The 9,831-nt window shown below is 69.7% G+C and carries 8 protein-coding genes and 1 tRNA gene; 5 read left to right on the top strand and 4 right to left on the bottom strand.

The window, feature by feature from the left end:
* Nucleotides 1-266: 266 nt before the first annotated feature.
* Both ABD366_RS14210 and ABD366_RS14205 read left to right on the top strand, forming a co-directional pair.
* The gene (locus ABD366_RS14210; protein WP_324772608.1) at nucleotides 267-1,487 is read left to right on the top strand and encodes an acetyl-CoA C-acetyltransferase; all 1,221 of its coding nucleotides are present in this window, start codon (nucleotides 267-269) and stop codon (nucleotides 1,485-1,487) included.
* Nucleotides 1,488-1,764: 277 nt separating this feature from the next.
* The gene (locus ABD366_RS14205; RefSeq protein ID WP_324772610.1) at nucleotides 1,765-2,589 is read left to right on the top strand and encodes a hypothetical protein; all 825 of its coding nucleotides are present in this window, start codon (nucleotides 1,765-1,767) and stop codon (nucleotides 2,587-2,589) included.
* Between the two features lie 87 nt (nucleotides 2,590-2,676).
* Here ABD366_RS14205 and ABD366_RS14200 read toward each other — a convergent pair whose 3' ends face one another.
* Nucleotides 2,677-2,988 (bottom strand): hypothetical protein, encoded by a 312-nt coding sequence (locus ABD366_RS14200; RefSeq protein WP_324772612.1) that lies wholly within the window; start codon nucleotides 2,986-2,988, stop codon nucleotides 2,677-2,679.
* A gap of 87 nt (nucleotides 2,989-3,075) precedes the next feature.
* Here ABD366_RS14200 and ABD366_RS14195 point away from each other — a divergent pair, with 87 nt between their 5' ends.
* Complete coding sequence (locus ABD366_RS14195; protein ID WP_324772614.1) at nucleotides 3,076-3,306, top strand: DUF4287 domain-containing protein; 231 nt, start codon at nucleotides 3,076-3,078, stop codon at nucleotides 3,304-3,306.
* Nucleotides 3,307-3,396: 90 nt separating this feature from the next.
* On the opposite strand, the gene ABD366_RS14190 is transcribed toward ABD366_RS14195, so the two are convergent.
* The 3 genes from ABD366_RS14190 to ABD366_RS14180 form a co-directional block, all read right to left on the bottom strand.
* On the bottom strand, nucleotides 3,397-4,293 hold the full coding sequence (locus ABD366_RS14190) for a Bax inhibitor-1/YccA family protein (RefSeq protein WP_324772616.1): 897 nt from the start codon (nucleotides 4,291-4,293) through the stop codon (nucleotides 3,397-3,399).
* 156 nt (nucleotides 4,294-4,449) lie between these two features.
* The gene (locus ABD366_RS14185) at nucleotides 4,450-5,625 is read right to left on the bottom strand and encodes a 4-hydroxybenzoate 3-monooxygenase (protein WP_324772618.1); all 1,176 of its coding nucleotides are present in this window, start codon (nucleotides 5,623-5,625) and stop codon (nucleotides 4,450-4,452) included.
* A gap of 231 nt (nucleotides 5,626-5,856) precedes the next feature.
* Nucleotides 5,857-5,939 (bottom strand) — tRNA-Leu (locus tag ABD366_RS14180).
* A gap of 388 nt (nucleotides 5,940-6,327) precedes the next feature.
* On the opposite strand from ABD366_RS14180, the gene ABD366_RS14175 reads away from it, so the two are divergent.
* Together ABD366_RS14175 and ABD366_RS14170 are read left to right on the top strand one after the other, a co-directional pair.
* The gene (locus ABD366_RS14175) at nucleotides 6,328-7,098 is read left to right on the top strand and encodes an ABC transporter ATP-binding protein (RefSeq protein ID WP_324772620.1); all 771 of its coding nucleotides are present in this window, start codon (nucleotides 6,328-6,330) and stop codon (nucleotides 7,096-7,098) included.
* Nucleotides 7,099-7,237: 139 nt separating this feature from the next.
* Entirely contained in the window at nucleotides 7,238-9,769 is a 2,532-nt protein-coding gene (locus ABD366_RS14170) for an ABC transporter permease (RefSeq protein WP_324772622.1), read from the top strand.
* Nucleotides 9,770-9,831: the final 62 nt, after the last annotated feature.

The following is a 9,831-nucleotide window of genomic DNA, read 5'->3' as shown; positions in this document are numbered from 1 at the left end:
GCCCCTCCGGCGATTGAGGAGCGGGGTCCGGGGCAGCGCCCCGCGGCCCGTCGCCCCGCCCCGGCCCCACACACCCGGCGCCCAAGCCCCACCCCGCCCCACCCCGCCCCGCACACCGACCCGCCAACCCGCGGAGCGCTGAGCAAGCGCTTAGAAAAATGCGTCACGGGTCACACACCCACACCGGTGACCTAAGGGATACGTACGGGTAACTTCCCAAGCGGTCCTGCCGTTCGCCGGAAACCCCAGAAACCCCTGGAGCCGTGATGCCCGAAGCCGTAATCGTCTCAGCCGCCCGCTCCCCCATCGGCCGCGCTTTCAAGGGCTCCCTGAAGGATCTGCGGGCCGACGACCTGACCGCGACGATCATCCAGACCGCCCTCGCGAAGGTCCCCGAGCTGGACCCGCGTGACATCGACGACCTGATGCTGGGCTGTGGCCTGCCCGGCGGCGAGCAGGGCAACAACCTGGGCCGCATCGTGGCCGTGCAGATGGGCATGGACCACCTCCCCGGCTGCACCGTGACCCGCTACTGCTCGTCGTCGCTGCAGACGACGCGCATGGCCCTGCACGCCATCAAGGCGGGCGAGGGCGACGTCTTCATCTCGGCGGGCGTCGAGATGGTGTCGCGCTTCGCCAAGGGGAACTCCGACTCCCTGCCCGACACGCGCAACCCGTTCTTCGCCGAGGCCGAGGCCCGCACCGCGGCCGTCGCCCAGCAGGAGGGCACCTCCTGGCACGACCCGCGCGAGGACGGCCTGGTGCCGGACGCGTACATCGCGATGGGTCAGACCGCCGAGAACCTGGCCCGTCTGAAGGGCGTCACCCGCGAGGACATGGACGCCTTCGGCGTTCGCTCGCAGAACCGCGCCGAGGAAGCCATCAAGAACGGCTTCTGGGAGCGGGAGATCACCCCGGTGACGACCCCCGACGGGACCGTCGTGAGCAAGGACGACGGCCCGCGCGCCGGCGTGACCCTGGAGGGCGTCTCGGGCCTCAAGCCCGTCTTCCGCCCCGATGGTCTGGTCACGGCGGGCAACTGCTGCCCGCTGAACGACGGCGCCGCCGCCCTCGTGATCATGTCCGACACCAAGGCGCGCGAGCTGGGCCTGACCCCGCTCGCCCGCGTCGTGTCGACCGGCGTCTCCGGCCTGTCCCCCGAGATCATGGGCCTCGGCCCGGTGGAGGCCAGCAAGCAGGCGCTGAAGCGCGCCGGGCTCGGCGTCGGCGACATCGACCTGTTCGAGATCAACGAGGCGTTCGCCGCGCAGGTCATCCCGTCCGCCCGCGACCTGGGCATCGACGAGGACAAGCTGAACGTGAACGGTGGCGCCATCGCGGTCGGCCACCCCTTCGGCATGACCGGCGCCCGCATCACGGGCACGCTGATCAACAGCCTGCAGTTCCACGACAAGCAGTTCGGTCTGGAGACCATGTGCGTCGGCGGCGGCCAGGGCATGGCGATGGTCATCGAGCGCCTCAGCTGACCTCGGTCGCCCCCGGTCGGGGGCCCGTTGACCCCGGCCGGGCCCCGGTTGACCGGAATCCGGCTATGCAATCGTGATCCAATCTCCCCCAGGATGTGACGTACATCTCGGGGGAGAACCGTTTTCGCAGGTCAGCCCCATACCCGGGCCATATCGGGGCTAAACGCACGGCCAAAAGACCTGTCCAATTCGTGACGTAATGCACTGACAGCTGGTTCGTCCAGGCTTCAAGCTGATGTAGGAAGTCGGGGGTCGACTTGAAACCGGGAGTACGTCAGTGAGCGCCTTTCCTCTTGCATTGCTGCTCGCCACGGCCGCTGCCACGGCCGTCGGCGCCGCCACCCTGCACAACGTCCGAGGTCTGCGACGACAGATCGTGGAGCTGCGCGAGGAGGTGGCACGCGGCCGCGCCACCGGCGCGCACCCCGGCGTGCCCGCGGCCCGCACCACCACCGACGCGGACGCCATACGCGTCGCTGTCGCCGACGCCCTCGCCGAGGAGCGGGAGCGCGAGCTGGCGGAGGCGCGGGCGTTCTGGGCGGCGCAGGAGGCGCGGGACACCTCGGACCTGCCGCCGTTCCTGGCCGGTGGCAGTGCGCTGAGCGAGGAGTTCTTCCTGCCGCGGCAGGCCGACTTCGCGGGGCTCGAGCCGCTCGTCGAGTCGGCGCTCGAGCCGGAGGACGAGTTTTCCCCCAAGGACCCCGTCCAGGGAGGTACCCCCAACGAGTCTCCCGAGCTGGCCGCGGCCCGGCGCCGGCATCCGTCGCACCCGGACTTCGTTCCGGTCCAGTCGCCGGTCACCACTGACCACGAGCGCACCGTGGCGTGCCTGGAAGAGCTGGCGCACACGCGCACGGCGCTCTCCGACGTCCGTCCTGGGCCGCTCGGCACGCTCGACGTCTACGTCTTCGCCGACGGGACGACGCTGTGCATGACTCCTGGGCATCGGGAGACGGCGGAGTTGCTGGCCGCTGCCCTGCGTGAGGGGGACACTCCGGTGCTTCTGGGTGGCTCCGGGGTCTCGGGGGCGTACGCCCTGACGTTCGAGTGCGCCGGGGACAACGTGTACATCCTTGCGGACCGGGTCATAGCTTCGGCCTGAGCCCGACCGGCCTCGGGTCACGGGGCTCCGCCCCGGACCCCGCTCCTCAATCGCCGGAGAGGAGGGGCTGGAAGAGAGGCGGCCGTCTCAGACCCCCGCCCGCTTCATGGACGCCTCGACCAGATCCACCGCCTCGGTCAGTTCACCCTGACCCGGCAGGACGACCGCCAGATCCCGTGCAGCGACCGTCACTTGGTCCGCGGCGGCGAACATTCCCGCGTCCGGCATCTCCCGCACCGAAGCCCCCGGTTCCTCCAACCGCTGGGCCCGCGCGGACAGTTCCCTGGCCAGGGCCAGAGCCTCCGCGGCAGCGCCCCGCTGGAGCCGGCTCTGCGGCGCGGCCCGCAGCCGGTCCGCGAACTGATCCACCGCTGCTGTCAATGGCGTCGTATCAAGCACTTGGCGACTGTAGCTGTTTACAAGCGTGCGGCGCTCAGGCACGGTGGCGTGAAGGACAGGCCACATCGAAGCGTTCCGGAGGCGCCGATGTCCCAAGTCTTCTCCGCGGAGACCCACCGCAATCTGCTGGCTCGTATCCCCCACTGCACCGGTCGTGAAGTCTCCGACTGGCTGCGCACCGTCGAAGACGGACCGTGCTTCCTTCGCTTCGAAGAGAAAGTCAGCTGGCTCCGCGGGGAGCACGACCTCGCGTACGGCCACGCCAAGGCCATCATCCACGAGTACGACCTGAGGCGCGCCGCACGCAGGTTCGGCTAGCGCCCCGACGCAAACCCAACCCCCACACAAACGGCAAGGGGCCCGCGCACCCGAAGGTGCGCGGGCCCCCGACTGTCCGGGCGTGAGCCGCTAGTCGTTGCCCTGGAGGATCGCGATGAGCCGCAGGAACTCCATGTAGATCCAGACCAGCGTCATGGTCAGACCGAAGGCGGCGAGCCACGCCTCTTCCTTCGGGGCGCCGTACGCGATGCCGTCCTCGACCTGCTTGAAGTCCAGGGCCAGGAAGCACGCGCCGAGCAGGATGCCGATGACGCCGAACAGGATACCGAGGCCGCCGCTGCGGAAGCCCAGGCCGTCACCGCCGCCGAAGACCGCGAACAGCAGGTTCACGGCCATCAGCAGGACGAAGCCCATCGCGGCGGCCATGACGAAGCCGTAGAAGCGACGGTTGACGCGGATCCAGCCCGCCTTGTAGGCGACGAGGACGGCCGTGAAGACGGCCATCGTGCCGAGCACGGCCTGCATGGCCGCGCCGCTCGCGATGTAGTTGTCGACGACGCTGGACAGGACGCCGAGGAAGACACCCTCGAGCGCCGCGTACGCCAGGATCAGCGGCGGGGACGCCTTGCGCTTGAAGGCCTGGACGAAGCCGAGCACCATCGCGACGAGGCCGGAGCCGATCGCGATGCCGTACGACTTGCCGAGGTTGGCCTCGTCGACCGGCAGCAGCGCCCAGGCGAGCGCGGCCGTGACGACCAGCAGGCCGAGGGTGGTGGCGGTGCGCATGATGACGTCGTCCATCGTCATGCGGCCGGTGGTGGCGGGCGCCTGCGGGGCGCCGTACTGCACGTCCTGCTGGGCGTAGGGGTTCTGCGCGTACGGGTTGCCGGCGGGTGCCTGGCCGTACGGGTTGGCCTGCGTACCGACCGCGGGGCCCCCGGCCTGCGGCTGCTGCGCGTTGAACTGCGCGTAGCCGTTGTCGCGGCTGAACCCCCGTCGCGAGAAGACCGGGTTGCTGCTCCTCATTTCACTCCTCCATGGCCACCGAGTATGGCCTTGCCACAAGAGTAATGGCCTGGCAAAGATACGGCCCTAGTGCTCAGGGAGGATCTTTCCCATCCTGTTACCGGCAACGTCCGGGGTACTCCCCGTGTTCCGCCTCACGGGTGTGAGATGCCCCGGTCAGAACGGAAACCCGGTGTAGGCCTCGGCGAGATCGGTCTCCGCGGCCCTCGACGTGGTCACGCGGTCGAGCCGGGCCAGCTGGATCCGGTCGTCGAAGGCGGTGGCGTCGGGCGCGCGGTGCAGCATGGTCGTCATCGCGTACGAGAAGCGTTCGGCCTGCCAGACGCGGCGCAGGCAGGTCTCGGAGTAGGTGCCGAGGAGTGCCGGGTCGCCCTTGTCCAGGTGGGCGGCGAGGGCGCGGGCGAAGGTGACGACGTCGCCGACGGCGAGGTTGAGGCCCTTGGCGCCGGTCGGCGGGACGATGTGCGCGGCGTCGCCCGCGAGGAAGAGCCGGCCGTGCCGCATCGGCTCGTGGACGTAGCTGCGCATGGGGGTCACCGACTTGGCGGTGATCGGGCCGCGGGCCAGTCGCCAGCCGGGGTCGTCGACCTCCAGGCGGCGGTCGAGCTCGTCCCAGATCTCCTCGTCGGCCCAGTCGTCGGCGTCCGTGCCCTCGGGGACTTGCAGGTACGCGCGCGTGACCGTCGGGGAGCGCATGGAGAGCAGGGCGAAACCGCGGTCGCTGCGGGCGTAGACCAGCTCGTCGTGGGAGGGGGCGACGTCGGCGAGGATGCCGAGCCAGCCGAAGGGGTAGGTGCGCTCGTACGTGCGTGAGAGCGCGTCCGGGATCGCGGTGCGGGCCACGCCCCAGAATCCGTCGCAGCCCACTACGTAGTCGCATTCGAGGACGGCCTCGCGGCCTTCGTGGCGGTAGCGGACGCGGGGGCTGTCGGTCTCGGCGCCCTCCACGGCGAGCGCCTCCGCTTCGAAGAGGAGCGGGCCGCCGCCGGTGAGGCGGTCCTCGATGAGGTCCTTGCAGACCTCGGTCTGCGCGTAGACCATCACCGACCGGCCGCCGGTCAGGGCCGGGAGGTCGACGCGGTGGCGGCGCCGGTCGAAGCGCAGCTCGATGCCGTCGTGCGGGATGCCCTCGCGGTCCATGCGCGCGCCGACGCCGGCGGCGCGCAGTACGTCGACGGTGCCCTGTTCGAGGATTCCGGCGCGCTGGCGGCGCTCTACGTAGGCCCGGTCGCGGCTCTCCAGGACGACCGATCCGATCCCGGCGTTCTGCAGCAGCCTGGCCAGGAGCAGTCCGGCCGGACCGGCTCCGATGATGCCGACGGTGGTGCGCATACGGATCCCTCTCGCTCCATTGCGTTCGCCTGGTGAACTTTCGTTCATTCAAGGCTCGTGCGGATCCTCCGCCCCCGCCGGGCGGGTGTCAATGGTTCGGTGAGCGGCGAGAGGCGCGAGATGAGGGGCGGGAGGCGGGCCGCGGGCAGCACGAAGCGCCCCGCAGGCGCGAGGAAGTGAAGGTACTCGTGAGAAAAGTGGGTACGAGGGAGCGAAGAAGTGAATCGGAGGTGCCCGGAACCGGACTTGAACCGGTACGCCCGCGAGGGGCAGCGAGGTTTAAGCTCGCCGTGTCTGCATTCCACCATCCGGGCAGGCTGTGAGGCTCCGCATCGACCGTCCGAGCCTATCCGGCGGCCTCCCCCGATCAGCGGAACAACAGCTCGATGTTGTCTTATTTTATTGACGTCTGAGGGTGCATCAGCACATGACAGTGGCCATACGCACTTGCCGGAGGCCCTTCCCGGCGAGCGCGCCGGTTTCTGTGGATTGACGGAATTTCACCTGCCGTGCGAGCCGGGCCGGACGCTCCCCGGCCCGCAGCCCCGTGTCAGGGTCCCGTGTCATACCCAGGTATGACGCGAGCGCCGCCGGTGCGACCGAAGTCGCCCTTCGGAACGGGAACTGCGGCTGACTACACGGGCCCGATCGGCCGAGACGATGGAACGGTCCTCAGCAGTCGTCCCGTCAGGAGCCTCACCCGTGACCACCACCCCTCTCGTCGGCCGGACCACCACGGCGGCCGCCCGCGCCACGGATCTCTCCAAGGTCTACGGACAGGGCGAGACCCAGGTGGTCGCGCTCGACCGGGTCTCCATCGAGTTCCGGCAGGCCGAGTTCACCGCGATCATGGGCCCGTCCGGCTCCGGCAAGTCGACGCTGATGCACTGCGTGGCCGGGCTCGACACCTTCTCCTCCGGCTCGGTCCGCATCGGTGAGACCGAGCTCGGCACCCTCAAGGACAAGCAGCTCACCAAGTTGCGCCGGGACAAGATCGGCTTCATCTTCCAGGCGTTCAACCTGCTGCCGACGCTGACCGCCCTGGAGAACATCACGCTCCCCATGGACATCGCGGGCCGCAAACCCGACAAGCAGTGGCTGGAGAACGTCATCCAGATGGTGGGCCTCTCCGACCGCCTGCGCCACCGGCCCTCGCAGCTCTCCGGCGGCCAGCAGCAGCGCGTGGCCGTCGCCCGTGCCCTGGCCTCCCAGCCCGACATCATCTTCGGCGACGAGCCCACCGGAAACCTGGACTCCCGCTCCGGCGCGGAGGTCCTCGGCTTCCTGCGCAACTCCGTACGCGAGCTGGGCCAGACCGTCGTCATGGTCACGCACGACCCGGTGGCGGCGGCGTACGCGGACCGCGTGGTGTTCCTGGCCGACGGCCGCCTCGTGGACGAGGTGCACGAGCCGACGGCGGACTCGGTCCTGGACCGCATGAAGCGTTTCGACGCACGGGGCCGCACCAGCTGACCCGCTAGCAGTCCGCGCCCTGAAGGGGCGCGGGGAACTGCGCGAGCAACCACGACGCACGCGCGTCCGCCCATGAACAGCAGCCCCTACGGCGACTAGGCCGAGGGCGCCCCGCCGAACCCTGGACTGGCAGAAACCCATGTTCCGAACCGCCATGCGCAATGTCTTCGCGCACAAGGCCCGCCTCCTGATGACGGTGCTCGCCGTCATGCTCGGCGTCGCCTTCGTCTCCGGCACCCTCGTCTTCACCAACACCATCTCCTCCGCCCTGGAGAAGTCCTCGTCCAAGGGCTACGGCCACGTCGACGTGGCCGTCACCCCCGGCTACATCGAGGGCGGCGACGACAAGGTCGGCGAGGAGGCGAAGCTGACCGACTCCACCCTGGAGAAGGCGCGGAGCGTGCCGGGCGCCGCCTCCGCGTACGGCGTGCTCAGCGGGTACGCCGCCGTCGCCGACCAGGACGGCAAGCTCGTCGGCAACGGCTTCTCGACCAAGGGCGGCAACTACTGGGGCACCGAGGACAGCCGGTACCCCCTGAAGGACGGCAGCGCCCCGCACGGCAAGAACCAGGTCGCCCTCGACGCCGAGACCGCGAAGCGCGCCGGGTACAAGGTCGGCGACCAGGTGCGGATGTCCATCGACGGCCCGGTCCTGACGCCGACCGTCACCGGCATCTTCACCACCGACGACGGCAACGTCACGGCCGGCGGCTCCCTCGCCCTCTTCGACACGGCGACCGCGCAGCAGCTCTTCCAGAAGCCGGGCGCGTACGACGAGATCGACGTGCGGGCCGCCGCGGGAACCAGCCAGGACCAGTTGCGCGCCGCGCTCGACAAGGCGCTCGGCAAGGACGCGGTCGACACGGAGACGGGTCGTCAACTCGCCGACGGCCAGGCCAAGATGATCTCCGAGTCGATGAGCTCCATGAAGCAGCTGCTCCTCGGTTTCGCCGCCGTCTCGCTCTTCGTCGGCATCTTCATCATCGCGAACACCTTCACCATGCTGGTCGCCCAGCGCACGAAGGAACTGGCCCTGATGCGCGCCGTCGGCGCCTCGCGCCGCCAGGTCACGCGCTCGGTGCTGCTCGAGGCGTTCGTCGTGGGCGCCGTCGCCGCCGTCACCGGTCTGGCCGTCGGCATCGGGATCGGCGCGGGCATGCGCTCCCTGATGAACGGCACGGGCGCGATCATCCCGGACGGCCCGCTGGTCGTCTCGGGCGGCACGGTCGTCTCCGCGCTGGTCGTCGGCGTCCTCATCACGATGCTGGCCGCCTGGCTGCCGGGCCGCCGCGCCGCGAAGATTCCGCCGGTCGCCGCGATGAACGCGGTGCACGCCGCCCCGACGGCCAAGTCCCTGATCCTGCGCAACACGCTCGGCTCGCTCGTCTCGGGCGTCGGCATCGCCGCCGTGCTCGCCGCGACGACCATGAAGGGCGACGCCGGGCAGGCCCCGATGGCACTGGGCGCCGCGCTGCTCGTCATCGGTGTCTTCATCCTGACGCCGCTGCTGTCCCGGCCGCTGATCGCCGCCGCGGCCCCGCTGCTGCGCGCCTTCGGCATCTCCGGCAAGCTGGCCCGTCTGAACTCGGTGCGCAACCCGCGCCGCACCGCCGCGACCGCCTCGGCGCTGATGATCGGCCTGACCCTGATCACCGGCCTCACGGTCATCGCGGGCAGCGTCCAGTCGGCGATCAACAAGATGGCCGCCGACTCCATCAAGGCGGACTACGTCGTCTCCATGGCGAACGGGAACATGCTCTCCCCCGACGTCCGCGAGACCCTCGACAAGACGGACGGCATCACCGCCGTCAGCGGTATGTCCAACGCCGCGTCGCGGATCGACGGCTACGGCGAGGACCTGACCGGCGTCAACGGCAAGACGATCGGGAAGCTCGCCGAACTCCCGCTGAAGGACGGCACGTTCACGGTCGGCGGCACGAAGGTCGTCGTCGACGACCGGACCGCGAAGGACCACGGCTGGAAGGCCGGCTCGGAGTTCACCGTCACCTATGAGGACGGCAAGAAGCAGCGGCTGAGCGTCGCGGGCGTCTACGAGGCCAACGAGATGATCCGCGGCATCATGGTCGACTCCCCCACCCTCGACCCGCACATGACCGACGCCGTCTCGGACATGCAGGTCATGCTGAAGACGGACGGCGGCACCTCCGACGCTGCCAAGGACAAGCTCACCAAGGCCCTCGGTGAGAACCCGGCGATCAAGATCCAGGACCGTCAGGACATCTCCAACGAGGTGGCCCAGATGTTCACGCTGATGCTGAACATGCTCTACGGCCTGCTCGCCATGGCGGTGATCGTCGCCGTGCTCGGTGTCATCAACACCCTGGCCATGTCGGTCTTCGAGCGTCAGCAGGAGATCGGGATGCTCCGCGCGATCGGCATCGACCGCAAGGGCATCAAGCGCATGGTCCGCCTGGAGTCCCTGGTGATCTCGCTGTTCGGCGGCGTGCTCGGCATCGGCCTCGGCGTCTTCTTCGGCTGGGCCGCCGGTGAGCTGATCGGCAAGAGCATGGCGACGTACTCCCTGATCCTGCCCTGGGGCCGGATGGGCGTCTTCCTCGCGCTCGCCGCGGTCGTCGGCATCCTGGCGGCCCTGTGGCCGGCCCGCCGCGCCGCCCGCCTGAACATGCTCGCCGCCATCAAGGCCGAGTAGCGGCACGGCAGTCGCGCGAAAGGGGCGTACCGGTGACGATCACTCACCGGTGCGCCCCATCC

This window comes from Streptomyces kunmingensis, assembly GCF_039533535.1.
Taxonomy (GTDB): Bacteria; Actinomycetota; Actinomycetes; order Streptomycetales; family Streptomycetaceae; genus Streptomyces; species Streptomyces kunmingensis.
The sequence above is the reverse complement of the archived record's forward strand: the minus strand, read 5'-3'. Positions and strand labels throughout refer to the sequence as shown.

Bases quoted from the DNA above. Each gene is read 5' to 3' on its own strand.
- ABD366_RS14210 (WP_324772608.1), top strand. From the start codon at position 267: ATGCCCGAAGCCGTAATCGTCTCAGCCGCCCGCTCCCCCATCGGCCGC.
- ABD366_RS14195 (WP_324772614.1), top strand. From the start codon at position 3,076: ATGTCCCAAGTCTTCTCCGCGGAGACCCACCGCAATCTGCTGGCTCGT.
- ABD366_RS14190 (WP_324772616.1), bottom strand. From the start codon at position 4,293: ATGAGGAGCAGCAACCCGGTCTTCTCGCGACGGGGGTTCAGCCGCGAC.
- ABD366_RS14185 (WP_324772618.1), bottom strand. From the start codon at position 5,625: ATGCGCACCACCGTCGGCATCATCGGAGCCGGTCCGGCCGGACTGCTC.
- ABD366_RS14170 (WP_324772622.1), top strand. From the start codon at position 7,238: ATGTTCCGAACCGCCATGCGCAATGTCTTCGCGCACAAGGCCCGCCTC.